The following is a 25550-nucleotide window of genomic DNA, read 5'->3' as shown; positions in this document are numbered from 1 at the left end:
CCGTGTCGTCGTGAAACCGATTCAGAAGTCGAACAAGCTGCTCAACGTCTGCTACGACATCCGTGGCCCGGTGCTCGAGCACGCCAAGCGCCTCGAGGAAGAAGGCCATCGCATCATCAAGCTGAACATCGGCAACCTCGCGCCGTTCGGTTTCGACGCGCCGGACGAGATCATCCAGGACATGATCCGCAACCTGCCCGCGTCGTCGGGCTATTCGGATTCGAAGGGGGTGTTCTCGGCCCGCAAGGCCGTGATGCACTACACGCAGGAGAAGGGCGTCGTGGGCGTCGGTCTCGACGACATCTACATCGGCAACGGCGCGTCCGAGCTGATCGTGATGGCGACCCAGGCGCTCCTGAACGACGGCGACGAAGTGCTGCTGCCCGCGCCCGACTACCCGCTGTGGACGGCGGCGGTGAGCCTGTCGGGCGGCACGCCCGTGCACTACGTGTGCGACGAGCAGAACGCGTGGATGCCCGACCTCGACGACATCCGCCGCAAGATCACGCCGAACACGAAGGCGATCGTCGTGATCAACCCGAACAATCCGACGGGCGCGCTTTATTCCGACGAATTGCTGCTGGAGCTGATCGAGATCGCGCGCCAGCACGGGCTGATCGTGTTCGCCGACGAGGTCTACGACAAGATCGTCTATGACGGCCTCGAGCACACGGCGATGGGCTCGCTGTCGGAGGACGTGATCACCGTCACGTTCAACAGCCTGTCGAAGAGCTATCGTTCGTGCGGCTATCGCGCGGGCTGGATGGCCGTGTCGGGCCTCGGCGGTGACAACCGCCGGCGCGCGAAGGATTACCTCGAAGGGCTCGGGATCCTGTCGTCGATGCGCCTGTGCGCGAACGTACCGGGGCAGTTTGCGATCCAGACGGCGCTCGGCGGCTACCAGAGCATCAACGAGCTGATCGTGCCGAGCGGGCGCCTGTACAAGCAGCGCGAGCTCGCTTACGACATGCTCACGTCGATTCCGGGCGTGACCTGCGTGAAGCCGCAGGCCGCGCTGTACATGTTCCCGCGCCTCGATCCGAAAATCTATCCGATCCAGAACGACCAGCAGTTCATACTCGACCTGCTGCTCGAGGAGCGCGTGCTGCTCGTGCAGGGCACGGGTTTCAACTGGGCGACGCCGGACCACTTCCGCGTGGTTTTCCTGCCGAACCTCGACGACCTGACCGATTCGATCAACCGGATCGCACGCTTCCTCGACGGTTACCGCAAGCGCCATTCGGCCTGAGCGGACAGGACCACACGGAACTCACTACTTCTTACTCATCGATCACACGCAGCATGGAACCGATCAAAGTTGGCCTGTTGGGCTTCGGCACGGTGGGCAGCGGCACCTTCACGGTGCTGCGCCGCAACCAGGAAGAAATCAAGCGACGCGCGGGGCGCGGCATCGAGGTGGCGCGCATTGCCGTGCGCAACCCGGCCAAGGCGCAGGCTGCGCTCGGCGGCGACGCCGGCGCCGCGCAGATCACCGACGATTTCAATTCGGTCGTCGACGATCCGTCGATCGCGATCATCGCCGAGATGATCGGCGGCACGGGCATCGCGCGCGAGCTCGTGCTGCGCGCGATCGCGAACGGCAAGCACGTCGTGACGGCGAACAAGGCGCTGCTCGCGGTGCACGGCACCGAGATCTTCGAGGCTGCGCGCGAGCAGGGCGTGATGGTCGCGTTCGAGGCGGCCGTCGCCGGCGGCATCCCGATCATCAAGGCGCTGCGCGAAGGCCTGACCGCGAACCGCATCCAGTACATCGCGGGCATCATCAACGGCACGACCAACTACATCCTGTCGGAAATGCGCGATCGCGGGCTCGACTTCGCGACCGCGCTGAAGGCTGCGCAGGAGCTTGGCTATGCGGAAGCCGATCCGACCTTCGACATCGAAGGTGTCGACGCCGCGCACAAGGCGACGATCATGAGCGCGATCGCGTTCGGCGTGCCGGTGCAGTTCGACCGTGCGTACGTCGAGGGCATCAGCAAGCTCGACGCAACCGACATCCGCTACGCGGAAGAGCTCGGCTACCGGATCAAGCTGCTCGGCATCACGCGCCGCACCGAGCGCGGCATCGAGCTGCGCGTGCACCCGACGCTGATCCCGGAGAAGCGCCTGCTCGCGAATGTCGAAGGCGCGATGAACGCGGTTGTCGTGCACGGCGACGCGGTCGGCACGACGCTGTACTACGGCAAGGGCGCGGGCGCGGAACCGACCGCGTCGGCGGTCGTCGCGGATCTCGTCGACGTCACGCGCCTGCATACGGCCGACCCCGAGCATCGCGTGCCGCACCTCGCGTTCCAGCCCGACAGCCTGTCGAACACGCCGATCCTGCCGATCGAGGAAGTCACGAGCGGCTACTACCTGCGCCTGCGGGTGGCCGACCAGACGGGCGTGCTCGCCAACATCACGCGCATCCTCGCCGAATCGGGCATCTCGATCGACGCGCTGCTGCAGAAGGAATCGGAGCAGGTCGACGGCGCGAACGGCGAGACCGACATCATCCTGATCACGCACGAGACGCTCGAGAAGAGCGTCAATACGGCGATCGCGCAAATCGAGAACCTCGCGACGGTCGTGTCGAAGGTGACGAAGCTGCGCATGGAAGCGCTGAACTGAGGATCGAGGGCGACATGAACTACATCTCCACGCGCGGCGCCGGCATCGGCGAGCGCCACACGTTCTCCGACATCCTGCTCGGCGGTCTCGCGAAGGACGGCGGGCTTTACCTGCCGGCCGAGTATCCGAAGGTGTCCGCCGACGAGCTCGCGCGCTGGCGCGCGCTGTCGTACGCGGATCTCGCGTTCGAGATCCTGTCGAAGTTCTGCGACGACGTGCCGGCCGACGACCTGCGTGCGATCACGCGCCGCACGTACACGGCCGACGTGTACAGCAACACGCGCCATGGCGAGAACGCGTCCGGCATCACGCCGCTGAAGACGCTCGGCACCGAGAACGGGGCGCCGATCTCGCTGCTCGAACTGTCGAACGGCCCGACGCTCGCGTTCAAGGACATGGCGATGCAGTTGCTCGGCAACCTGTTCGAGTACACGCTCGCGAAGCACGGCGAGGCGCTGAACATTCTCGGCGCGACGTCGGGCGACACGGGCAGTGCGGCCGAATACGCGATGCGCGGCAAGGCCGGCGTGCGCGTGTTCATGCTGTCGCCGCACAAGAAGATGAGCGCGTTCCAGACGGCCCAGATGTTCAGCCTGCAGGATCCGAACATCTTCAACCTCGCGGTCGAAGGCGTGTTCGACGACTGCCAGGACATCGTGAAGGCCGTGTCGAACGATCACGCGTTCAAGGCGCAGCAGAAGATCGGCACGGTCAACTCGATCAACTGGGCGCGCGTCGTCGCGCAGGTCGTGTACTACTTCAAGGGCTACTTCGCGGCGACGCAGTCCAACGACGAGCGCGTGTCGTTCACGGTGCCGTCCGGCAACTTCGGCAACGTGTGCGCGGGCCATATCGCGCGGATGATGGGGCTGCCGATCGCGAAGCTCGTGGTCGCGACCAACGAGAACGACGTGCTCGACGAGTTCTTCCGCACGGGTGCGTATCGCGTGCGCAGCGCCGAGAACACGTATCACACGAGCAGCCCGAGCATGGACATCTCGAAGGCTTCGAACTTCGAGCGCTTCGTGTTCGACCTGCTCGGCCGCGATCCGGCGCGCGTGATGCAGTTGTTCCGCGACGTCGAGGAGAAGGGCGGTTTCGACCTCGCGGCGAGCGGCGATTTCGCGCGCGTTGCGGAGTTCGGCTTCGTGTCGGGCCGCAGCAGCCACACGGACCGTATCGCGACGATCCGCGACGTGTTCTCGCGCTACGACACGATGATCGATACGCACACGGCCGACGGCGTGAAGGTTGCGCGCGAGCATCTCGACGCAGGCGTGCCGATGGTCGTGCTCGAAACGGCGCAACCGATCAAGTTCGGCGAGACGATCCGTGAAGCGCTCGATCGCGAAGCCGAGCGGCCGGCCGCATTCGACGGGCTCGAGGCGCTGCCGCAGCGCTTCGAGGTCGTGAAGGCCGACGCGCAGCAGGTGAAGGACTTCATCGCCGCGCATACGGGCGCGTGACGCACGGCCGGGCCCGCGGGCCCGGCTGCGCAGGACGGCCGGAATGCCGATTCGTCGAACGGATCGGGGTTCCGGCCGTTTCGTTTGGCGGCGCGGTGCAGCGGTGCTGCCGTGCTGCGATCGGCAGGCGTTCGGCGGCCCGCCGCGCGCGTGCCGCCGCACTTCGCGCGAAACAGGTGCCAGACCCGCGCGTTTGCGACGATCACAGTTTTCGCATGTCGGCCATATCGCGCGCCCGCGCGACGGCGTCGCTACAATGACGTATTGATTCCAACGATCCCCGATTCCATCGATGTCGAACCCGAATCCCGTGGCGCCGCGCGCGCCGATGCTGTCGACCGCCGAGGCGCTCGCCGCACTGCTCGATGCCGCGAAGCCGCTGCCCGGTACCGAAACCGTTGCCACGCTCGACGCGCTCGGCCGCGTGCTGGCGGCCGACGTGAGTTCGCCGCTCGACGTGCCGCCGATGCATACGAGCGCGATGGACGGCTATGCGGTGCGCGTCGCCGACCTGCTGCACGGCGAGCGGCGTTTGCCGGTGTCGCAGCGGATTCCGGCCGGTCATCCGGCCGCGCCGCTCGCGGCCGGCACGGCCGCCCGGATCTTCACCGGCGCGACGGTGCCGCCCGGCGCCGACGCCGTCGTGATGCAGGAGCAGGCATCGCCCGACGGCGACGCGGTCGAGATCATGCACACCCCGAAAGCCGGTGAATGGATCACCGCGCAAGGCGCGGACATCCGGCAGGGCGCGGTGATCCTGCCGGCCGGCACGCGGCTCACGCCGCAGGCGCTCGGCCTTGCCGCGTCGGTCGGCTGCGCGCAACTGGCGGTCGCACGGCGGATTCGCGTCGCGGTGTTCTTCACCGGCGACGAGCTGACGATGCCGGGCGAGCCGCTGAAGCCCGGCGCGATCTACAACTCGAACCGCTTCACGCTGCGCGGGCTGCTGGAGCGGCTCGGCTGCCATGTGACCGACTACGGGATCGTGCCCGACTCGCTCGCCGCGACGCGTGACACGCTGCGCGAGGCCGCGCGCGATCATGACGTGATCCTGACGAGCGGCGGCGTATCGGTCGGCGACGAGGATCACGTGAAGCCGGCCGTCGAGTCCGAAGGGCGGCTCGCGCTGTGGCAGATCGCGATGAAGCCCGGCAAGCCGCTCGCCTACGGTGCGGTGCGTCGCGGCGACGATCGCCCCGATGCGCACTTCATCGGGCTGCCCGGCAACCCGGTATCGAGTTTCGTCACGTTCCTGCTGTTCGTGCGGCCGTTCCTGCTGCGCCTGTCCGGCGTGCGCGACGTCGCGCCGCGTGCGTTGTCGCTGCGCGCCGACTTTTCGCAAGGCAAGGGCGACCGGCGCAACGAGTTCCTGCGCGCGCGCGTCAATGCGGCCGGTGGCCTCGATCTGTTCCCGAACCAGAGCTCGGCGGTGCTGACGTCGACGGTCTGGGGCGACGGCCTGATCGACAATCCGCCGCAGCACGCGATCAGCGCCGGCGAGACCGTGCGTTTCATTCCGTTTTCCGAACTGCTGTCATAACGCGACGGCTTCCCGAACCATGAAGATTCAGCTGAAATTTTTTGCAAGCGTACGAGAAGCGCTGGGCGTCGCCGACGAGCAGGCCGACGTGCCGGACAGCGTAACGACCGTCGGCGACGTGCGCGCGTGGCTGCGCGTGCGCGGCGGTGCGTGGGCCGAGACGCTCGCCGAAGGGCGCGCATTGCGCATGGCGTGCAACCACGAGATGACCGATCCCGACACACGGCTCACCGAGGGCTGCGAGGTCGCGTTCTTTCCGCCGGTGACGGGCGGTTGAGCGTTGCATGGGACCGGATGCGAAGCATGGGGCTGGAATAAGCGCTGAAGCACTGACGCCGGTTGACCGCGAAGCATGGGACCAGAGTAAGCGCTAAAGCGCCAACTCTGGTCGACCGCAAAGCATGGGACCCGAGTAACCGCTAAAGCGCTAACTCGGGTCGACCGCGAAGCATGGGACCCGAGTAAGCGCTAAAGCGCTAACTCGGGTCGACAGAGGCAGATGATGGCAACGATACGAATCCAGACCGACGACTTCGATCTGAACGCCGAAGTCGTGGCATTGCGCGCACGCAATCCGAAGATCGGCGCGATCGCGTGTTTCGTCGGCACCGTGCGTGACCTGAACGAAGGCGATTCGGTCGCCGCGATGGAGCTCGAGCACTATCCGGGAATGACCGAGAAGGCGCTCGAAAAGATCGCCGCCGAGGCCGGCCGGCGCTGGCCGGGCATCGACGTCGCGATCGTGCATCGGGTCGGCAGGCTCCTGCCGCTCGACCAGATCGTGATGGTGGCGACGGTCGCCGCGCATCGCGGCGATGCGTTCGCGTCGTGCGAGTTCGTGATGGACTACCTGAAGACCGAAGCGCCGTTCTGGAAGAAGGAAACGACGCCGGACGGCGAGCGCTGGGTCGACGCGCGCAGCACCGACGATGCGGCGCTCGCGCGCTGGGGCGTCGAATCCGGCAACACGCCGCGCTGAACGCGGCGTCCGGGCGATGCGGCGATGTGCCGCAGGTGCGCCAGGCGACGCGCGTGATGGGTACGCGTTACGCGTCCGGGTCGGCGCTGCGTCCGATGATCTTCGTCGGAAACGGCTCGCCGCGGGCGCGCGACGGCAACGCGTGCGGATCGTCGCCCGCGTCGCGGCGGCGCGGCGCGATCGCATCGAGCAGCGCCTGCTGCTCGGGCGGAATCCGATAATCCCAGCCGAACCGGCTCAACTGCAGGCTCTGCGCGATCCGCAGCGCGGGTTCCATGAAGCGGATCGCCGCGGGCGGCGCGTAGCGCGCCTCGACGGTCTTCAGGAACAGCGACAGCCAGCGGCTGAAATGGGCCGGCTCGATCCCGTCGAGCGGCTGGTGCGCCTGCTGCACGTTGCCGCGATAGCCCTTGGTGCCGAGCACAAGGCTCGACCAGAACGTGACCATCTTCGGCAGGTGGTCGTCCCAGCGGCCGGCCAGTTTTGCGTCGAACACGGGCCCGAGCAGCGGATCGGCGCGCACGCGGTCGTAGAACGCGTAGACGAGATCGCGAATGTTGTCTTCGGTCGGCTCGGCATCGCGAGGGCGGGCCGGTGCGGTTTCGGGCGAGGCGGGCAGGGCGGTCATGGCAAAAGGGCCGGAAGATCTGGGCGAAAGCGGAGCGGTGGTGCGGGCAACGAGCAGGACGCCGGCAGGATTTTGACGCAAAATAGCGTCCACCAACTCCTGAAAAACGTGTAGATGTCACGCATCTTATTGCGCGCACGCGATCCCGGCAACTCGCCGTCGCGGAACGGGGCCGTCAGCCGGCCCGGCGCGCGTGCCGATCGGCTCGGCTCACGTCATCGGGGGACGATCGATCATTTCCGTATTCGCCCATGAGACTCACCGACTACACCGACTATTCGCTGCGCGTGATGCTGTACCTTGCCGTGCGCGGCGAGGGGCTCGCGACGATCCAGGAGATCTCGGACGCCTACGGCATCTCGAAGAACCATCTGATGAAAGTCGTGCAGCAGCTCGGCGAGCTGGGGTGGGTCGACACGGTCCGCGGCCGCAATGGCGGGCTGCGGCTGTTCCCCGAATCGCTGCTGCTGACGGTCGGCCAGGTCGTGCGCGCAACCGAGAGCGATTTCGCGCTGGTCGGCTGCTTTTCGACCGACGGTAGCGAGTCGCGCGGCTGCGTGATCGAACCGCAGTGCCGCCTGAAGGGCGTGCTGGCGGCCGCACGCGATGCGTTCTTCGCCGAACTCGACCGGCATACGCTCGGCGAACTGGTCGAACCCGCGTCGCCGCTCATGGCCTTGCTCGGCATCCGTCCGGTCGCGCTCGTGCGCGCCGCGCCGTCACCGGACGAATCGCCTGCGCCCGTCGAGCCGCCGTCGACTGCCGGCTGACACGCGGGCACCGTGTCCCGCGATCCGGGCGCGTCCCGCTCCCCGGCTGCGGCATTGCCATCCAGCGATTTTTTGAACGGAATCAACCCGAATTTCGCTTGAAAGCCGCATAACCATCCTCATCTTGGTGTTAATCGAAAATTGGAGGTCTCGACTAAATGAGAATCGACAAGCTCACCACCAAGTTCCAGGAAGCTCTCTCGGACGCGCAAAGCCTCGCGGCAGGCCGCGACAATCAATACATCGAACCCGTTCACGTGCTGGCCGCGCTGGTCGCGCAGCAGGACGGTTCCGCCCGCTCGCTGATGTCGCGCGCGGGTGTTCACATCCAGGCGCTGCAAGGCGCGCTGAACGAAGCCATCTCGCGCCTGCCGCAAGTGACGGGCACCGGCGGCGACATCCAGATCGGCCGCGAGCTGGTCGGGCTGCTGAACCAGGCCGACAAGGAAGCGCAGAAGCTCAACGACACGTTCATCGCGAGCGAGATGTTCCTGCTCGCCGTCTCCGACGACAAGGGCGAAGCCGGCAAGCTCGCGCGTCAGCACGGCCTCACGCGCAAGTCGCTCGAGGCCGCGATCGCGGCGGTGCGCGGCGGCTCGCAGGTGCACAGCCAGGACGCGGAAAGCCAGCGCGAGGCGCTCAAGAAATACACGGTCGACCTGACCGAGCGCGCCCGTGCGGGCAAGCTCGATCCGGTGATCGGCCGCGACGACGAAATCCGCCGCTCGATCCAGATCCTGCAGCGCCGCACGAAGAACAACCCGGTGCTGATCGGCGAGCCGGGCGTCGGCAAGACCGCGATCGTCGAAGGGCTCGCGCAACGGATCGTCAACGGCGAAGTGCCCGAGACGCTGAAGGGCAAGCGCGTGCTGTCGCTCGACATGGCCGCGCTGCTCGCCGGCGCGAAGTACCGCGGCGAGTTCGAGGAGCGCCTGAAGGCCGTGCTCAACGACATCGCGAAGGACGAAGGCCAGACGATCGTCTTCATCGACGAAATCCACACGATGGTCGGCGCGGGCAAGGCCGAAGGCGCGATGGATGCGGGCAACATGCTGAAGCCGGCGCTGTCGCGCGGCGAGCTGCACTGCATCGGCGCGACCACGCTCGACGAATACCGCAAGTACATCGAGAAGGATGCCGCGCTCGAGCGCCGCTTCCAGAAGGTACTCGTCGACGAGCCGAGCGTCGAGGCGACGATCGCGATCCTGCGCGGGCTGCAGGAGAAGTACGAGCTGCACCACGGCGTCGACATCACCGACCCGGCGATCGTCGCCGCGGCCGAGCTGTCGCACCGCTACATCACCGACCGCTTCCTGCCCGACAAGGCGATCGACCTGATCGACGAAGCCGCTTCGAAGATCAAGATGGAAATCGATTCGAAGCCCGAAGAAATGGACAAGCTCGACCGCCGGCTGATCCAGCTGAAGATCGAGCGCGAAGCCGTGAAGAAGGAGCAGGACGAAGCGTCGCAGAAGCGCCTGCAGCTGATCGAGGAAGAGATCGAACGCCTCGGCCGCGAGTATGCGGACCTCGAGGAGATCTGGACCGTCGAGAAGGCGGCGGTGCAGGGCAGCGCGCAGCTCAAGGAAGAGATCGAGAAGGTGCGGGCGGACATCGCGCGGCTGCAGCGTGACGGCAAGCTGGAGAAGGTCGCCGAGCTGCAGTACGGCAAGCTGCCGCAGCTCGAGGCGCAACTGAAGCAGGTCACGCAGGCCGAAGAGAAGGAGCAGCACAACCCGACGCGTCCGCGCCTGCTGCGCACGCAGGTCGGCGCCGAGGAAATCGCCGAAGTCGTGTCGCGTTCGACGGGGATTCCCGTGTCGCGGATGATGCAGGGCGAACGCGAGAAGCTGCTGCACATCGAGGAAAAGCTGCACGAGCGCGTGGTCGGCCAGCACGAGGCGATCGGCGCGGTGGCCGACGCGATCCGCCGTTCGCGCGCGGGGCTCGCCGATCCGAACCGTCCGTACGGCTCGTTCCTGTTCCTCGGCCCGACGGGTGTCGGCAAGACCGAGCTGTGCAAGGCGCTGGCGTCGTTCCTGTTCGATTCGGAAGAGCACCTGATCCGCATCGACATGAGCGAGTTCATGGAAAAGCACAGCGTCGCGCGGCTGATCGGCGCGCCGCCGGGTTATGTCGGCTACGAGGAAGGCGGCTACCTGACGGAAGCCGTGCGCCGCAAGCCGTACAGCGTGATCCTGCTCGACGAGATCGAGAAAGCGCATCCGGACGTGTTCAACGTGCTGCTGCAGGTGCTCGACGACGGCCGCATGACGGACGGGCAGGGGCGCACGGTCGACTTCAAGAACACGGTGATCGTGATGACGTCGAACCTCGGCTCGCAGGTGATCCAGGCCATGACGGGTTCGCCGCAGGACGAGATCAAGGACGCGGTGTGGCTCGAGGTGAAGCAGCATTTCCGCCCCGAGTTCCTGAACCGGATCGACGACGTCGTCGTGTTCCATGCGCTCGACCGAACCAACATCGAGTCGATCGCGAAGATCCAGCTGGCGCGCCTGCACGACCGGCTCGCGAAGCTCGACATGGCGCTCGACGTGTCGGAAGCGGCGCTCGAGCAGATCGCGAAGGTCGGCTACGATCCGCTGTTCGGTGCGCGTCCGCTGAAGCGCGCGATCCAGCAGGAGATCGAGAACCCGGTCGCGAAGCTCATCCTCGCGGGCCGCTTCGGTCCGAAGGACGTGATTCCGGTCGACGTCAACGACGGCAAGTTCGTGTTCGACCGCGTCGTTCACTGATCGCACGCCATCGGGTGCCGCCCGGTTCGCGCCGGGCGCGCAAAAACAAACACCCCGCCTCGGCGGGGTGTTTGCTTATGGGGCGGCTGAAAAGGCCGTGAAGCGGTGCTGTTTCAGCCCTGCTTGTTGCCGCCGAACATGCCCGCGAGCTGCGACAGCGAGCCGAGCACGTTCGACGGGTCGACCTGGGCCTGGCCATCGGCCGGCACCGCGCCGTCCGGCGTCGCGTGGTTGACGACGTGCGGCAGCACCTGCGCGAGGACGGTCGATGCCATCGACGGGTCGACGCCGAACTTGCTTGCCAGCGCACCGATCGCGTCCGAGCCGAGCACGTTCTGCAGCGCGTCCGGCGAGATCGGCTGGTTCTGGCCGGTGCCGACCCACGAGCCGATGATGTCGCCGGCGCCGCCTGCCTTGAACTTCTCGATCAGGCCGTTCAGGCCGCCCGGCTGGTTGTTGATGAATTCGAGCGCGGTCGTGATGAGCGCGCTTTGCGAGTTGCCGCCGGCCTGGCCGCCGATCAGACCGCCGACGATGTCGAGGAGACCCATGGTTCTTCACCTTTACCGATAAGGGCGCCGCAATAAGGGCGCCCGTTGAACGAATGCCGCGCGCACGCCGTCGCGCGCGCGGCGCATATCAGGCGCCCGACGCCGCGGCGGCGGAGGCTGCCTTGTCCTTCTTGCTCTTTTTCTTCGAACCCTTCGTCGCCTTCGCGGACGACGCTGCGGCCGGTGCGCTCGCACCCGCGTCGGCGGATGCCGCTGCGGCCGCTGCCGCCTTTTCCTTCTTCGTCGCGCGCTTGCTCTTCGCCGGCTTCGTTGCCGCATCCGGCGCGCTTGCCGCCGGGGCCGTGGCCGGCGCCGTGGCCGTCGTGCCGGCCGTCGTGGTCGTGGACGTCGACGCGGTGCCGGCGGACGTCGTCGCCGGCGTGGTGGCCGGCGCGGTCGCAGCCGGCTTCGACAGCTTCACGCCCTTCGGCGGCGTCGACGAGCCGCCGATCGTCAGGCCGTTTTCCTCGAGATGCCCGACCGATTTCGTGCCGAGGCCCTTCACGCGGTTCGCCAGATCGTCGGCGTCCTTGAACGGGCCGTTCTTGGTGCGTTCGTCGATGATCGCCTTCGACTTCACGGGCCCGAGACCCTTCACGGATTCGAGCGCAGCCTGGTCGGCCGAGTTGACTTCGACGGCCGCGGCAAGGCCTGCGGCGAGCGACAGCGATAGCGCGACGAACAGCATCAGCAGCTTTTTCAGCATGGCAAAGGCTCCCTGGTTCTGACGGATGAATGGCTGTTGCAACGGACTGCGGGGCGGCACGCGGCCGGACGTCGCCGTTAAGCATAGGACAAATGCGTGCCCTTTTTAAGACAGGCTGACCGAATCTTGCTGAAGGCTTGCATCGCTGTAAAGGTCGAAAGCCGTGCGGGGCGGCGATTTTGACCATTCTTTACGGTGTCGCGGGGCATCGCGGGGTGTCGTCGCGCTGGCCGTTCGAAAGCGCTTGACTTAGAGTTCGCTCTAACTCTTAACCTTGTTTCTGCCATGTCGAAAACCGTATTCGGCGACACGATCGCGTACTACGAGGCACCGGAGCGCGAAACGAAACGACGGGCGATACCTTCTCACGCTCAATCGGAACAGGACGGACACAATGGAACAACTCGTTGAAGACCGCTATACGCGCGGCTGGAACAAACTGAAGGAAATCGACGGCGAAGTGGGCGAACGCGTGATCGCGGCGCTTGCGCCGATCGCGCCGGACTTCGGACGGCTGCTGGTCGAGTTCGGGTTCGGCGACATCTACAGCCGGCCGCAGCTCGACCTGAAAGCACGCGAGATCGCGACGATCGCGGCGCTGGCCGCGCTCGGCAACGCGCAGCCGCAACTGAAGGTGCATATCGAGGCCGCGCTGAACGTCGGCTGCACGCGCGACGAGATCGTCGAGGTGTTCATGCAGATGGCCGTCTACGCCGGTTTCCCGGCCGCGCTCAACGCGCTGTTCGCCGCGCACGAGGTGTTCGTGCGGCGCGACGAAGCGGCCGCGCAGGCCGCGTGATGGCGGTCGCGCTGGCCGTTCGATAGTGCTTGACTTAGAGTTGGCTCTAACTCTTAACCTTATTTCTGCCATGTCGAAAACCGTATCCAAACCTTCCGCCGCCGGTCCCCTGACGATCGGGCAAGTCGCCGAACTGACCGGCATGTCGACGCATACGTTGCGGTATTACGAGCAGGCCGGCCTGCTGCGCGCGATTTCGCGCACGGCGGCCGGGCACCGGCTCTATGCGCCGGCCGACCTTGACTGGCTGGCCTTCGTGATGCGCCTGAAGGCGACCGGCATGCCGATCGCGCAGATGCAGGAGTTCGCGGCGCTGCGCGCGCAAGGCGAGCCGACGTTCGGTGCGCGGCGCCGGTTGCTCGTTACGCATCGCGACGCGGTGCGCGCGCATATCGCCGAGCTGCAGGCGAGTCTCGATGCGATAGGCGACAAGATCGCGTACTACGAGGTACAGGAACGCGAAACGGAACGACGGGCGACACCTTCTCACGCTCAATCGGAACAGGACGAACACAATGGAACAACTCGTTGAAGACCGCTATACGCGCGGCTGGAACAAACTGAAGGAAATCGACGGCGAAGCGGGCGAACGCGTGATCGCGGCGCTTGCACCGATCGCGCCGGATTTCGGGCGGCTCGTGGTCGAGTTCAGTTTCGGCGACATCTACAGCCGGCCGCAGCTTGACCTGAAAGCACGCGAGATCGCGACGATCGCGGCGCTGGCCGCGCTCGGCAACGCGCAGCCGCAACTGAAGGTGCATATCGAGGCCGCGCTGAACGTCGGCTGCACGCGCGACGAGATCGTCGAAGTGTTCATGCAGATGGCCGTCTACGCCGGTTTCCCGGCCGCGCTCAACGCGCTGTTCGCCGCGCGCGAGGTGTTCGTGCGGCGCGACGAAGCGGCCGTTGAAGCCGGGAACGCAAGCGAAGCGGCCGTGCAGGGCGCGTGATGGCGGTCGCGCCGACGCGTCACGCGCGGTGCGGCGCTACGTGAGCCCGGACGCATTCGCCGCGTGGCGCGACGAGGCGCTGGCGCTCGGTTTCAGGGAAGTCGTTGCCGGTCCGCTCGTGCGATCGTCATATCACGCGGCCGACGTGCTGGCGGATGCGTAGCGCGCAGTGCGTCAGGCCCGCTGGGTCGAGACGTGCGCGCGGCTTACGTGGCGCAGGTAGAACACGAGCCCGGCGCCCGCGAGCATCAGGCTGACCGTGTTCGCGAACCAGAAGCCGCGCGCACCGGTCAGCCATGCGGGCGCGATGCCGCCGACGTCGAAGCCGAGCACGTAGCCGCCGCTGAGCCCGACGCCCCACAGCGCGACCGCATAGATCACGGTCGGCACGATCGCGACCTTGTATGCACGCAGCACGAACGCCGACGTGACCTGCAGCGCGTCGAACACGTGGTAGCACGCGACGATCGCGACAAGCGGCATCGCGGCCGCGGCGACGGCCGGGTTCGGCGTATAGCCGCTGACGATCAGCGGGCGCAGCGCAAACACGAGCACGCCGTATGTCGCGGCAACGCCGCACGCGAACATCACGCTGTGCCGGCCGAGCAGCCGTGCCTCTTCGGGGCGTCCGGCGCCGAGCGCGCGCGCGACCAGCGTCGAGGCCGCCACGCCGATCGACAGCGGCGTCATGTACAGCACCGCGCCGATGTTGCCGGCGATCTGGTGGCCGGCGAGCGTCGTCGTGCCGAACTGCGCGATGAACAGCGCCATGCACGTGTACGACGTCACCTCGATCAGGTACGACAGGCCCATCGGCACGCCGAGCTTCAGGATCGCCTTCTGGCGCTCCCAGACGGGCCAGCAGAAGCGCGAGAAGATCGCGAGCGGCGCGAACACGTCGAGCTTCGCGAGCAGCGTGTAGCCGATCAGCGCGAGCGCCCAGTTGATCAGCGTGCTGGCGAGCCCGCAGCCGGGGCCGCCGAGTGCCGGCACGCCGAACCCGCCGAAGATGAACCACACGTTGAGCGGAAACTTGAGCAGCAACGCGCCGATCTGCAGGATCATTGCGAGCCGCGGCTTGCCGGCCGCGTTGGTCAGTGCGTTGTAGATGCGGAAGACGAGGCTCGCGGGCAGCCCGTACGACAGGATGCGCAGGTAGTCGACGGTGCGGTCGTGCAGCGCGGCGGGCGCATGCGCGACGCGCAGCAGCGGCTCGGGAAAATGCAGCAGCAGGAAGCCGGGCACCGCGAGCAGCAGCGCGAGCCACAGCGCCTGGCGGACTTCCTCGCCGATCTCGGCATAGCGCCGCGCGCCGTACAGCTGCCCGGTGATCGGCTGCAGCGCGGACAGGATGCCCGTCAGGCCGATATAGATCGACACGTAGATCGACGAGCCGAGCCCGAGCGCTGCGAGATCGGTGGCCGAATAACGGCCGACCATCGCGGTGTCGATCACGCCGAACGCGATGATCGCGAGCTGGCCGACGAGCACCGGCCACGCGAGACCGACGATCCGGCGGATGTCGCCGAACATCGTCAATCGGCCGCCTGGCGGCGTGGCGGGCGCCGCTTGACGGGCGTCTTCGGCCGTTCGATGCGCTCGTACAGGCGGAAGCGCTCGTCGCGGTCGGCGACGCGGCGACCTTCCCACACGAGACGCCACACGTATTGCGACATCGCGCTCGGCTCGCCGAAGTCCGAGCGGTCCTGGCGCAGGATCACGTCGCAGTCGCCGGAGAAATCGAAGTGCATGTTGCCGAAATACGCGAAGGTCGCGATCTGCGCATCGCCGAGCCGCACCGGCGAGATGCATTCGTAGTCGGACGGCAGGTGCAATGCGATCTGCTGCGCGACGTCGCGATAGGTCCGGCCGTAGTTGACGATCGGCAGCCACAGCGTCATCAGCAGCACCCACATCAGCGTGGTGCCCGCGCCTGACAGCACGACGCTGCGCCACAGCACCTTCGGCTGCCGCGAGACGCGCCAGCGCACGAGCACGCACCAGCACACGGTGACGATTACCGCGCAGATGAACGACAGGATCTTGAAATGCGGCTCGTAACCGGGCACGAGACGCGCGAGGTTGCGTGCGAGCGGATGCGGGAAGCCGGTGAGCGACGCGAGCCACACGAGCCATACGAAGGTGCCGAGGATCGTGAAGCTCAGCACCGCGAACCAGTCGAACGCGTTGATCGCGCCGCGCTTGAGAGTCGGCAGCGCGAACGTCGCGAGCACCGCGAGCGGCGGCAGCAGCAGCATGTACATGCGGTTCGACTGCTGGCTCTGCAGGATCACGAGCGCGACGAGCGGTACGGCGACCGACAGCGGAATCGCGATGTGCGCACGACGGCGCATGCCGGCCCAGCTCCACCATGCCCAGATCGCGAGCGGCCACGCGGGCCACGTGAACAGCGGCAGGTTCTTCGACGCGTACGCGAGCACGGCGGTCGGCGGGCCCGAAAAGCGCATCAGGCTGCCGTGGATCCACTGGTTGAAGAACCACGCGGCGTCGTCGGGCGCCGCGACGAACGCGGCAAGCGGCCACAGCGCGAAGATCGCGGCCGCGAGCGGCACGCCGACCAGCGGCAGGCGCAGGTTGCGCATCTCGGGCGTGACGAGCCACAGCGCGGCGGTGCCGGCGAGCAGCGCGACGACCAGCACGGGGTTGCCGGACAGCGCGACGACGCCGATCGCGAGGCCCCACCACAGCGCGCCCTGCATCGGCTTGTCGATGCCGCGCACGATCCCGTAGACGAGCATCGCGATCCACGCGAACTGCGCGACCTGCGGCGTGGTCTCGTGCCCGCGTTCCGCGAGCCCGAAGCACGCGACGAGGACCAGCAGCGCGCCGTCGGCGAGCGTGCGGCCATAGTCGCGCGGCTCCGGCTCGCCGCCGAATGCGTACTTGAACGGCTGGACCTCGGCGCGCCGGCCGAGCAGGTAGGCCGCATACCAGACGAACGCGCACGCGACGCAGAACAGCACGCCCGTGTCGACGCGCGACGCGTTGCTCGCATCGACCCACGGGCCGAGGCCGCGGATCGACAGCGCGCCGAGCCAGTAGCCGAGCGGCCCGTCGGTCGTGATGAACTTGCCGACGAGGTTCGGCAGCAGCCAGTCGTGCCAGCCGCCCTTGGCCATCGTCCACATCACGCCGAAGCCCGCCGCGTCCTCGTTCTTCCACGGGTCGCGGCCGAACAGGCCGAACGCGGCATAGACGAAGCAAAGCGTGAGCAGCAGCCAGCGCGGCAGCGCACGCGTGGCGGAGGCGGTGAGACGGACGACAGGCTTCATGCAGATGAGCGTTTTGTTATGGGCGGGCGGCCGGCGCGGGTGCGTGCGGCCGAGCCGGATTCGAGCATCCGGCATTGTAGACGCGCCGGCTGTTGTGCGTCAGGTCGATGCCCGGACGCCGGCCGGCGCTTTCCCGGCGAGCAGAGACAAAAAAGGGCAGCCTGGGCTGCCCTTTTGTGCGATACCGGTGCGTTGCAACCACCGGATGCGGTGCGAAGCTTATTTCGCCTTGCCGCTGGCGCGTACGCCGAACTTGTTCTTGAACTTCTCGACACGGCCTGCCGTGTCCATGATCTTTTGCTGACCCGTGTAGAACGAGTGCGATTCCGACGACACTTCGATCTTGGCGAGCGGGTAGGTCTTGCCGTCGAGTTCGATGTTTTCACGCGTCTGGATCGTCGAGCGCGTGATGAACTTGAAGCCGTTCGACATGTCTTGGAAGACGACTTCGCGGTAATTCGGGTGGATGCCTTCTTTCATGGTCTTTCCTTGGTGAGAGCGGTAGCCAACCCGCCGCTTGCCGTGCCGGAGCGCGCACATTGCGCGTACCAGGTGACGCCAAGCCCGGCGCGAGCCACTTGCCTAAGGTCGAAAAACGGCGATTATGCCAGAAAATCAGATGGTTGACGAATAATTTTCACGGTGCGTCGAGCGCGCCGGTGCCGGCCGGATCCTGCCTGTAGTAGCGGGCGAGCAGACGATAAAGCTCCGGAAATTCGGACTCGAACGCTTTCGGCCGCACGAACAGCGCTTCGCTACACACCGCGAAGAATTCCGACGGATGGTCGGCTGCATAGGGATCGATCAGCGAGTCCCGCTCGAAGCGCGCCCACGCGCGGTCCGGCACGGCGTCGACCCGTGCGCAGAACTGGTCGTACGCATGCTCGAACACGTCGGCCCACGCTTGCGCGTCGAGGTGCGGCGCGTGCCAGCGGCGAAACAGGGGCGGATAGCCGTCGGCTGCGCCGTTGACCATGTCGATCTTGTGTGCGAACTCATGGATCACGACGTTGTAAGCGTCATGGCCGTCCGTCATCTGCGCGTCTTCCCACGACAGGATCACGGGGCCGCCTTCCCATGCCTCGCCGCTCGCATCCTGCTCGACTTCGTGGACGACGCCGTCCTCGTCCTGCACGGTCTTGCGGATCAGGAATTCACCCGGATACACGACGACGCCGACCCAGCCGTCGTACAGCGACAGGTCGAGATTCAGCACGGGCAGGCAGGCCTGCGCGGCGATCGCAACGATCATCGCATCGGTCAGTTCGAGCCCGTGTGCGGTCGAAAACGACTTCTTCGCGACGAACAGGCTCGTCAGCTCGCGCAGCCGGCCGAGCGCGTCGGGCGTCAGTGTCGCGAGGAACGGCAGGCGTTCGACCGTTTCCTGCCACAGCGCGTCGGGGATCGGGTGGCTGCGCAGCGCGCGGTTGCGGCGGCGGTCGTCGAACCAGCGGGTCAGTTTCGAGAGCATGGAGGCTGCGGACGGAAATCCAAAGCCTGTCTTTTAACTCAATCGATCTCTTTTTGCCATGCTGCGAAGAGGCCGCCGACGAGCGCAACGCCTGCCAGGAAGTAAAAACCGTCGAGCGACGCGAGGAACGACGCCTGTTGCGCGACCATGCGGGCGATGGCGGCGATCGCGAGCCCGTGCGCTTCGTTCAGCGCGTGCCCGGCGGCCGCATAGCTGCGTGTCAGGGTGTCGACGGTCTGCTGGAGCAGCGGATCGAACACGTTCGCGCGCTCGACGAGCCGCGTCTGGTGCACGGCCACCCGGTGCTGCTCGACGATGATCACCGACGACGTCGCGAACGAGATCGTCAGTTGCCGCACGATGTTCTTCAGCCGGTAGCCGTGCGTGTATTCGTCGATCGCGAAGATCCGGAACGTCAGGTTGGCCACCGGCAGCACGATGAAGAGCAGCAGCAGTCCGCGCAGTAGCAGCGGGACGATCAGCGCGGCTTCGCCGACCTGCGGCGTCATCCGTGTCATCCACAGCGCGGCCGCGACGGCGATCGCGAACCCCGGCACGACGAACCACTTCTTGTGCGTGACGAATTTCGCGTAGCGCAGGTACGCGAACAGCGCGGTGGCCGAGATCAGCGACATCGTGCCGACCAGGCGCCCGGCGTTCTCGACCGGATAACCGAGCCCGCCTTCGAGAAACCGCGACGTCAGGTAACTGAAACCCGTCGTCTCGTAGTAATAGAACATGTAGAGCAGCAGCCCGACCTGGAACGTCCGCTCGCGGAACGCATGCAGCCGCACGAGCGGCGTCGGGTGATGCCACTGGTGATACGCGAACCACGCGAGTGCGCCGACTCCTGCAATCGTCAGCAGGATCAGCATCGGCGAGCCGCTGTAGAGCTGGTAATGCACCTGCTGCAGCACGATCTGCAGTGCACCTTGCGCGAGCGCGAACAAGACATACGGCCAGAAGTGTCCGGAGCCGCGTTCGTCGTCGGGTGTCCGGCCCGAATCGGGCAGCGTGAGCAGCGCGAGGATCGCGAACGCGATGCCGGCGGGTGCCGTGCACGCGAACAGTGCGCGCCACGTCGAATGCGCGACGAGCAGCCCGCCGACGATCGGCGCGAGCGCGCTGCCGAGCAGGATCATGATCAGGAACGCGCGCGTCGCGGGCGGTCGTTCCTGCGGCTTGAAGCTGATCTGGATCAGGATCCGGCACGCGCCCATCATCGGGCCGATGAAATAGCCCTGGAAACCGCGTGCGAATGCGAGTTCCAGCGACGTGTCGGCAAGCGCGGCCGCGATCGCGCCGAACGAGAACATCAGCATGCAGCCGGCGACATAGCGGCGATGCCCGAGCCGGTCGACCCACCATTGCTGTTGCAGGATGCCGAGCACGGCCGTCACCGCATACGCGCTCGACGACCACACGAGTTCGTCGGGCGACGCATTGATGCCGCCCGCGATGTAGCTCGCGAAGAACGAGAAGGCCGCGTTGTCGAAGTAGTCGATGCCGGTGACGAGTGCGAGCGCCCACGGGAACAGGTCCGCGCGCAGGTTCGCTCGACTCCACAGCGGCGAGCGGCCGGGCACCGCGTTCATTCGCGGTCCTTGCGCGTGCGCCGCGATCCGGCTTCGGCCTGCCGTTGCGCGATCAGCGCATCGGGGTTTTCGCCGGCGAGACGCCGCTCGACGTAGTCGATGTCGTGCTGCAGTTCCTTGCGCAGTGCGACGGCTTCCTTCAGCTCGCGCTGGACGGCCGCGATCCGCCGGTCGAGCGTACCGATCTGCTCGGCGAGGCCGGTGCGGATGTCGCGCAGCGACGCGTCCGAATAGCGGCGCCGGCCGTCACCCGTTTCTTCCAGCGGGCGCTTCAGCATTTCGGTGATGCCATGCAGCGAGAAGCCGAGCGCGCGCAGCCGCAGGATGCGCGCGAAGCGTTCGAGATCGGCTTCGTCGTAGAGGCGGTAGCGGCCTTCGCTGCGCGACGGCGTGACGAGCCCGCGCTCTTCGTAATACTTCAGCGTGCGCGGCGTGACGCCGAGCCGCGATGCGGCGTCGCTCACGGTCAGCAGCGGGGTGGAGGCGTCGTTCGGCATCGGGAGGCGGGGGATTCGATCAGGGGCGATGACGCGATTATAGATCAACCTGTACGTTCACGTTCAGGTTGGGATCGAAAAACGGCCGCCGGGCAGGATGCGCGGGCGGCCGTTCGTTGCGGGGCGGGGCGATCAGCCGCCGCGGCGCATCAGGTCGAAGAACTCGGAGTTGCTCTTCGTCTGGCGGATCTTGTCGAGCAGGAATTCCATTGCCTCGACTTCGTCCATGTCGTGGATGAACTTGCGCAGCACCCAGATCTTCTGAAGGATCTCGGGCTTGATCAGCATTTCCTCGCGACGCGTGCCCGACTTGTTCAGGTTGATCGACGGATACACGCGCTTTTCCGCGAGACGGCGCTCGAGGTGCACTTCCATGTTGCCGGTGCCCTTGAACTCTTCGTAGATCACGTCGTCCATGCGGCTGCCGGTTTCGATCAGCGCGGTGCCGATGATCGTCAGTGAGCCGCCTTCCTCGATGTTGCGCGCCGCGCCGAAGAAGCGCTTCGGACGCTGCAGTGCGTTCGCGTCGACACCGCCCGTCAGCACCTTGCCCGATGCCGGGATCACGGTGTTGTACGCACGTGCGAGGCGCGTGATCGAGTCGAGCAGGATCACGACGTCGTGCTTCATTTCGACGAGGCGCTTGGCCTTCTCGATCACCATTTCGGCGACCTGGACGTGGCGCGTGGCCGGTTCGTCGAACGTCGATGCGATCACTTCGCCGGCGACCGAGCGCTGCATTTCGGTCACTTCTTCAGGGCGCTCGTCGATCAGCAGCACGAACAGGATCACGTCCGGGTGGTTCTGCTTGATCGCGTGTGCGATGTGCTGGAGCATCACGGTCTTGCCCGACTTCGGCGACGCGACGAGCAGGCCGCGCTGGCCCTTGCCGATCGGCGCGATCATGTCGATGATGCGGCCCGTGACGTTTTCCTCGCCGCGCATTTCGCGCTCGAGCGACAGCGGCTTGTTCGGGTGCAGCGGCGTGAGGTTCTCGAACATGATCTTGTGTTTCGAGGCCTCGGGCGGCTGCCCGTTGACTTTGTCGACCTTCACCAGCGCGAAGTAGCGCTCGCCGTCCTTCGGCGTGCGGACTTCACCTTCGATGGTGTCGCCGGTGTGCAGGTTGAAGCGGCGGATCTGCGACGGGCTGATATAGATGTCGTCGGTGCTCGCGAGGTACGACATTTCCGGCGAGCGCAGGAAACCGAAGCCGTCCGGCAGCACTTCGAGCGTACCGTCGCCGAAGATCGTCTCTCCCGTCTTGGCGCGCTTTTTGAGAATGGCGAACATCAACTCCTGCTTGCGCAGGCGGTTCGCGTTTTCGATCTCGAGGCCATTGGCCATTTCGATCAGTTCGGAGACGTGCAGAGACTTGAGCTCGGATAAATGCATACGGAGAACCCGCCAGGGAGGAGAAGCGACGAAAGAAATAAGGGAGGAGGGCGAGCGGAAGCGCTCAGAGACTTAAATGCGTCTTGTAGACGTTTTTTAATTCTAGCATAGGCCGATTCGCGCTTGAGCGGCCGATCGGCGGCTTGACGGCGGACGTGTTGCCGGTTGACAACACGCCCGCGGAACTGCCGGTATTACAGGTGGCTGTCCAGGAATGCGGTGAGCTGCGACTTCGACAGCGCGCCGACCTTCTGTGCGGCGGCCGCGCCGTTCTTGAACAGGATCAGCGTCGGGATGCCACGCACGCCGAACTTTGCGGGCGTTGCCTGGTTGTCGTCGACGTTGATCTTCGCGATCTGCAGCTTGTCGCCGTAGTCCTTCGCGACTTCGTCGAGGATCGGGGCGATCATTTTGCACGGGCCGCACCATTCGGCCCAGAAATCGACGAGCACGGGCTTGTCGGACTTGACGACGTCCTGTTCGAACGATGCGTCGCTGATGTGTTTGATCTGTTCGCTCATTGGGTCAATACCTCTTACGGTTCGGGGACTGCCTGCTTGCGCGTTGCGGCGTACCGGCCGCCGTAGGCTGCCGGCCGCTGCGGCAGGTCACTCCGCTCTCCGGAAGGGAGGGGCGTAAGCGCTGCATGCCGCGGCTCGCGGGTCGTTCGGGCGTCATATTAGCCTAAATTGCTATCTGCTGCGGGCGGCGATAGTAGCCGCTACGCGAGTAGGGGTACGACGCGACGTTCGACCGTTGTGCCCTGCAGGTGGAGGCCGGCTCGCAAATTACAAGGGGGCGGCATATATGTAGCGATTCGGGAGGCTGGACGCACGCCGGCTGGCAGGGTTGTTTGCATTGATGCGAACAAACGGTCGCATTCATCCGGAAGCGGTGATAGAATATGCCGTGACGGGCCTCCTCGCATGGTGGGGCGGTGAACCTGGTCAGGTCGGGAACGAAGCAGCCACAATCGTTTTCCGCCAGTGCCGAGGGTCGGGCTCGTCACCTTCCTTCTCGCCCCGTTCGCAGGGCGTTTTTTATTTCCGCGTCACACTCCGTTTTACCTGCGCTTTGCCTGTCTCCGCACCGTTTCGCGTGTCGGCGCGACGCAGCGTTACTGATACAATTTCCCGATGACCTATCAAGTTCTCGCACGCAAGTGGCGTCCGAAGGATTTCGCTTCGCTCGTCGGCCAGGAGCACGTCGTCAGGGCGCTCACGCATGCGCTCGACGGCGGGCGTCTCCATCACGCCTATCTGTTTACCGGAACCCGCGGTGTCGGCAAGACGACGCTGTCGCGGATCTTCGCGAAGGCACTCAACTGTGAAACCGGCGTCACGTCGCAACCGTGCGGCGTGTGTCGTGCCTGTCGCGAGATCGACGAGGGGCGTTTCGTCGATTACGTCGAGATGGATGCCGCGAGCAACCGCGGTGTCGACGAAATGGCCGCGCTGCTCGAGCGCGCGGTGTATGCGCCCGTCGATGCGCGCTTCAAGGTCTACATGATCGACGAAGTGCACATGCTGACGAATCACGCGTTCAATGCGATGCTGAAGACGCTCGAAGAGCCGCCGCCGCACGTCAAGTTCATCCTCGCGACGACCGATCCGCAGAAAATTCCCGTCACCGTGCTGTCGCGCTGCCTGCAGTTCAACCTGAAGCAGATGCCGGCCGGGCACATCGTGTCGCATCTCGAGCGGATTCTCGGCGAAGAGCAGATCACCTTCGAACCGCAGGCGCTGCGCCTGCTCGCGCGTGCCGCGCAGGGAAGCATGCGCGACGCGCTGTCGCTCACCGACCAGGCGATCGCCTATTCGGCGAACGAGGTGACCGAGTCGGCCGTGTCGGGCATGCTCGGCGCGCTCGACCAGACTTACATGGTGCGCCTGCTCGACGCGCTCGCGGCCGGCGGCGGCCCGGAAATCCTCGCGATTGCCGACGAGATGTCGCTGCGCAGCCTGTCGTTCTCGACCGCATTGCAGGATCTCGCGAGCCTGCTGCACCGGATTGCGTGGGCGCAGTTCGCGCCGGGCTCGGTGCTCGACGAATGGCCGGAAGCGGCCGACCTGCGCCGCTTCGCGGAGACGCTGAGCCCCGAACAGGTTCAACTGTTCTATCAGATCGCAACGGTCGGCCGCGCGGAGCTCGGCCTTGCGCCGGACGAGTACGCCGGTTTCACGATGACGCTGCTGCGGATGCTCGCATTCGAGCCGGCCGTTGCCGCGGGCAGTGCGCCGAGCGGCCAGCCGTCCGTGCCGCGTGCCGTGCCGGGCCCGCGCGCTGCCGCGGCGTCGGCCGCTGCGGCGAAACCGGTATCGGCTGCACCCGCCGACGCAGTGCGTCCGCAGGCTGCCGCACCGGCCGCACCGGCCGCACCGGCTGTGCCGGCTGTGCCGGTCGCGCGTTCAGCACAGGTACAGTCCGGCGAAGAAGCAGGCCGGCCGGCCGTGAAGCCGGCTGCCGTCCAGGCATCCGCGCCGGCTTCGGTTGATGCGCAGGTTGTCGAGACGCCGCGACCGGAAGCGAATCCGGCGCGGCAAGCGGCGATGGCCGGCGATATGTCGCCACCGGCTCGCAAGGAACCCGAGCAACCTGCCGCAGCCGTTGCCGTTGCGCAGAGAAACGAAGAACCGGCTGCGCCAGCCGAACCGGTGCCGCGCGCTGCGCCGTCCGAGCCCGCCGCGCGTCCGGCATCGCGAGCAGGCGGTGCCGCTGCCGCGCTCGACGTGCTGCGCAATGCGGGGATGCGCGTGTCGTCCGACCGTGCGCGGGCCGGCGCGGCCCCGAAGCCGGCCGTCCAGCCGGCCGCCGAGAAACCGGCCGCGCCGCGTCCAGTCGTGCAGGTGCCGACGCCGCGCGCTGCCGCCCGTGCGCCGCAAGCAGCCGATTCGCGCCAGGCTTCGCCGCCGTGGGAGGACATCCCGCCGGACGACTACGTGCCGCTCAGCGCCGACGAGATGTTCGGCGGGCCCGACGATGGCTTCGTTCCCGTGTTCGACAGCGGTCCCGACGACGTGCGCGTGTCGCCGAAGCTGGCGGAAGCCCGTCCGGCTGCGCCGGTCGACACGCGTCCGTTGCCGCCCGCGATCGCGCTCGATCCGGTCGGCTTCGACGGCGAATGGCCGGCGCTGGCCGCGCGGCTGCCGCTCAAGGGTGTCGCATACCAGCTCGCGTTCAACAGCGAACTGACGGCCGTCGATGCGACGACATTGAAACTTTCCGTGCCGGTGCCGCAGTACGCGGACGCCGCGCAGGTTGCGAAGCTGAAGGCCGCGCTGGCCGACGCGCTCGGCAAGCCGGTCGAAGTAGCGGTCGAGGTCGGGCCCGCACGGCGCACGGCGGCGGCGCTCGATGCGGCCGCGCGCGCGGCGCGCCAGCGCGAGGCCGAGCAGGAGATTCACGGCGATCCGTTCGTCCAGCAGCTCGTGCGCGACTTCGGTGCACGCATCGTCGAGGGCTCGGTGCGTCCGCTCGCCGATTCGGCGCCGGACGGCCCGCCGCCGACGCTGCATTGAACTGA

At 66.5% G+C, this 25550-nt stretch carries 23 protein-coding genes, 1 other RNA gene and 1 pseudogene; 14 read left to right on the top strand and 11 right to left on the bottom strand.

Translation table 11 applies throughout. The features are described from left to right. The first annotated feature begins 10 nt into the window (after window positions 1-10). The 6 genes from R9B84_RS09720 (at window position 11) to R9B84_RS09695 (ending at window position 6616) form a co-directional block, all read left to right on the top strand. Entirely contained in the window at window positions 11-1249 is a 1239-nt protein-coding gene (locus tag R9B84_RS09720; RefSeq protein ID WP_047900869.1) for a pyridoxal phosphate-dependent aminotransferase, read from the top strand. 53 nt (window positions 1250-1302) lie between these two features. Beyond that, window positions 1303-2631, top strand: a complete 1329-nt coding sequence (locus tag R9B84_RS09715; protein WP_065499826.1) for a homoserine dehydrogenase — start codon at window positions 1303-1305, stop codon at window positions 2629-2631. Between the two features lie 14 nt (window positions 2632-2645). Beyond that, on the top strand, window positions 2646-4097 hold the full coding sequence (gene thrC / locus R9B84_RS09710; protein WP_423757812.1) for a threonine synthase: 1452 nt from the start codon (window positions 2646-2648) through the stop codon (window positions 4095-4097). Window positions 4098-4389: 292 nt separating this feature from the next. Continuing rightward, window positions 4390-5637: a gephyrin-like molybdotransferase Glp gene (gene glp, locus R9B84_RS09705; protein WP_423757811.1), complete on the top strand. Its 1248-nt coding sequence runs from the start codon at window positions 4390-4392 to the stop codon at window positions 5635-5637. Between the two features lie 19 nt (window positions 5638-5656). Continuing rightward, window positions 5657-5914 carry a molybdopterin converting factor subunit 1 gene (gene moaD, locus R9B84_RS09700; RefSeq protein WP_011352296.1) on the top strand — a complete coding sequence of 86 codons (258 nt, stop codon included), beginning with the start codon at window positions 5657-5659 and terminating at the stop codon, window positions 5912-5914. Window positions 5915-6139: 225 nt separating this feature from the next. Beyond that, window positions 6140-6616: a molybdenum cofactor biosynthesis protein MoaE gene (locus tag R9B84_RS09695; RefSeq protein WP_423757810.1), complete on the top strand. Its 477-nt coding sequence runs from the start codon at window positions 6140-6142 to the stop codon at window positions 6614-6616. A 67-nt stretch (window positions 6617-6683) separates the two neighbouring features. Here the strand turns inward: R9B84_RS09695 and R9B84_RS09690 are convergent, their stop codons facing one another. After that, window positions 6684-7244 carry a group III truncated hemoglobin gene (locus tag R9B84_RS09690; protein WP_072437207.1) on the bottom strand — a complete coding sequence of 187 codons (561 nt, stop codon included), beginning with the start codon at window positions 7242-7244 and terminating at the stop codon, window positions 6684-6686. A 251-nt stretch (window positions 7245-7495) separates the two neighbouring features. On the opposite strand from R9B84_RS09690, the gene R9B84_RS09685 reads away from it, so the two are divergent. Both R9B84_RS09685 and clpB read left to right on the top strand, forming a co-directional pair. Continuing rightward, a complete protein-coding gene (locus tag R9B84_RS09685; protein ID WP_423757809.1) occupies window positions 7496-8014 on the top strand; it encodes an Rrf2 family transcriptional regulator in 519 nt (172 codons plus the stop codon). A 158-nt stretch (window positions 8015-8172) separates the two neighbouring features. Then, entirely contained in the window at window positions 8173-10770 is a 2598-nt protein-coding gene (gene clpB, locus R9B84_RS09680) for an ATP-dependent chaperone ClpB (RefSeq protein ID WP_047900862.1), read from the top strand. Window positions 10771-10883: 113 nt separating this feature from the next. Here the strand turns inward: clpB and R9B84_RS09675 are convergent, their stop codons facing one another. Then, on the bottom strand, window positions 10884-11321 hold the full coding sequence (locus R9B84_RS09675; protein WP_047900861.1) for a YidB family protein: 438 nt from the start codon (window positions 11319-11321) through the stop codon (window positions 10884-10886). A gap of 88 nt (window positions 11322-11409) precedes the next feature. Beyond that, window positions 11410-12027, bottom strand: a complete 618-nt coding sequence (locus R9B84_RS09670; protein WP_423757808.1) for a ComEA family DNA-binding protein — start codon at window positions 12025-12027, stop codon at window positions 11410-11412. Between the two features lie 394 nt (window positions 12028-12421). On the opposite strand from R9B84_RS09670, the gene R9B84_RS09665 reads away from it, so the two are divergent. From R9B84_RS09665 to R9B84_RS09650, 4 genes and pseudogenes are all read left to right on the top strand, one after another. Beyond that, window positions 12422-12826: a carboxymuconolactone decarboxylase family protein gene (locus tag R9B84_RS09665; protein ID WP_423757807.1), complete on the top strand. Its 405-nt coding sequence runs from the start codon at window positions 12422-12424 to the stop codon at window positions 12824-12826. A 70-nt stretch (window positions 12827-12896) separates the two neighbouring features. Beyond that, window positions 12897-13358: a MerR family transcriptional regulator gene (locus tag R9B84_RS09660; protein WP_423759986.1), complete on the top strand. Its 462-nt coding sequence runs from the start codon at window positions 12897-12899 to the stop codon at window positions 13356-13358. Further along, complete coding sequence (locus R9B84_RS09655; RefSeq protein WP_423757806.1) at window positions 13342-13776, top strand: carboxymuconolactone decarboxylase family protein; 435 nt, start codon at window positions 13342-13344, stop codon at window positions 13774-13776. The genes R9B84_RS09660 and R9B84_RS09655 overlap by 17 nt, the downstream gene beginning before the upstream one ends. A 28-nt stretch (window positions 13777-13804) precedes the next feature. Next, window positions 13805-13939 (top strand): annotated as a pseudogene (locus R9B84_RS09650) (lipoyl synthase); the annotation flags it as partial. Between the two features lie 11 nt (window positions 13940-13950). Here the strand turns inward: R9B84_RS09650 and R9B84_RS09645 are convergent. The 8 genes from R9B84_RS09645 to trxA all read right to left on the bottom strand — a co-directional run bounded on the left by R9B84_RS09645 (window position 13951) and on the right by trxA (window position 22548). Continuing rightward, window positions 13951-15309, bottom strand: a complete 1359-nt coding sequence (locus R9B84_RS09645) for an MATE family efflux transporter (protein WP_423757805.1) — start codon at window positions 15307-15309, stop codon at window positions 13951-13953. A gap of 2 nt (window positions 15310-15311) precedes the next feature. Beyond that, window positions 15312-17069, bottom strand: coding sequence for an ArnT family glycosyltransferase (locus R9B84_RS09640; RefSeq protein WP_423757804.1), 1758 nt, complete (start codon window positions 17067-17069; stop codon window positions 15312-15314). Between the two features lie 219 nt (window positions 17070-17288). Then, on the bottom strand, window positions 17289-17549 hold the full coding sequence (locus R9B84_RS09635) for a type B 50S ribosomal protein L31 (RefSeq protein ID WP_006753671.1): 261 nt from the start codon (window positions 17547-17549) through the stop codon (window positions 17289-17291). A gap of 157 nt (window positions 17550-17706) precedes the next feature. Further along, complete coding sequence (locus tag R9B84_RS09630) at window positions 17707-18540, bottom strand: zinc-dependent peptidase (protein ID WP_423757803.1); 834 nt, start codon at window positions 18538-18540, stop codon at window positions 17707-17709. Window positions 18541-18578: 38 nt separating this feature from the next. Next, a complete protein-coding gene (locus R9B84_RS09625; protein ID WP_423757802.1) occupies window positions 18579-20135 on the bottom strand; it encodes an MFS transporter in 1557 nt (518 codons plus the stop codon). After that, window positions 20132-20632: a MerR family transcriptional regulator gene (locus R9B84_RS09620; protein ID WP_342307090.1), complete on the bottom strand. Its 501-nt coding sequence runs from the start codon at window positions 20630-20632 to the stop codon at window positions 20132-20134. Before R9B84_RS09620 ends, R9B84_RS09625 begins: the two co-directional genes overlap by 4 nt. Before the next feature lie 132 nt (window positions 20633-20764). Further along, a complete protein-coding gene (gene rho, locus R9B84_RS09615) occupies window positions 20765-22027 on the bottom strand; it encodes a transcription termination factor Rho (protein WP_006478662.1) in 1263 nt (420 codons plus the stop codon). Window positions 22028-22221: 194 nt separating this feature from the next. Then, on the bottom strand, window positions 22222-22548 hold the full coding sequence (gene trxA / locus R9B84_RS09610) for a thioredoxin TrxA (protein ID WP_006402348.1): 327 nt from the start codon (window positions 22546-22548) through the stop codon (window positions 22222-22224). 390 nt (window positions 22549-22938) lie between these two features. Here trxA and ffs point away from each other — a divergent pair. Then, window positions 22939-23037: signal recognition particle sRNA small type (gene ffs / locus R9B84_RS09605), an RNA gene on the top strand. Window positions 23038-23163: 126 nt separating this feature from the next. Further along, a complete protein-coding gene (locus tag R9B84_RS09600; RefSeq protein ID WP_423757801.1) occupies window positions 23164-25545 on the top strand; it encodes a DNA polymerase III subunit gamma/tau in 2382 nt (793 codons plus the stop codon). The last annotated feature ends 5 nt before the right edge of the window (window positions 25546-25550 follow it).

The sequence above is a fragment of the Burkholderia sp. NLJ2 genome (assembly GCF_049487195.1).
GTDB lineage: Bacteria > Pseudomonadota > Gammaproteobacteria > Burkholderiales > Burkholderiaceae > Burkholderia > Burkholderia pyrrocinia.
The sequence above is the reverse complement of the archived record's forward strand: the minus strand, read 5'-3'. Positions and strand labels throughout refer to the sequence as shown.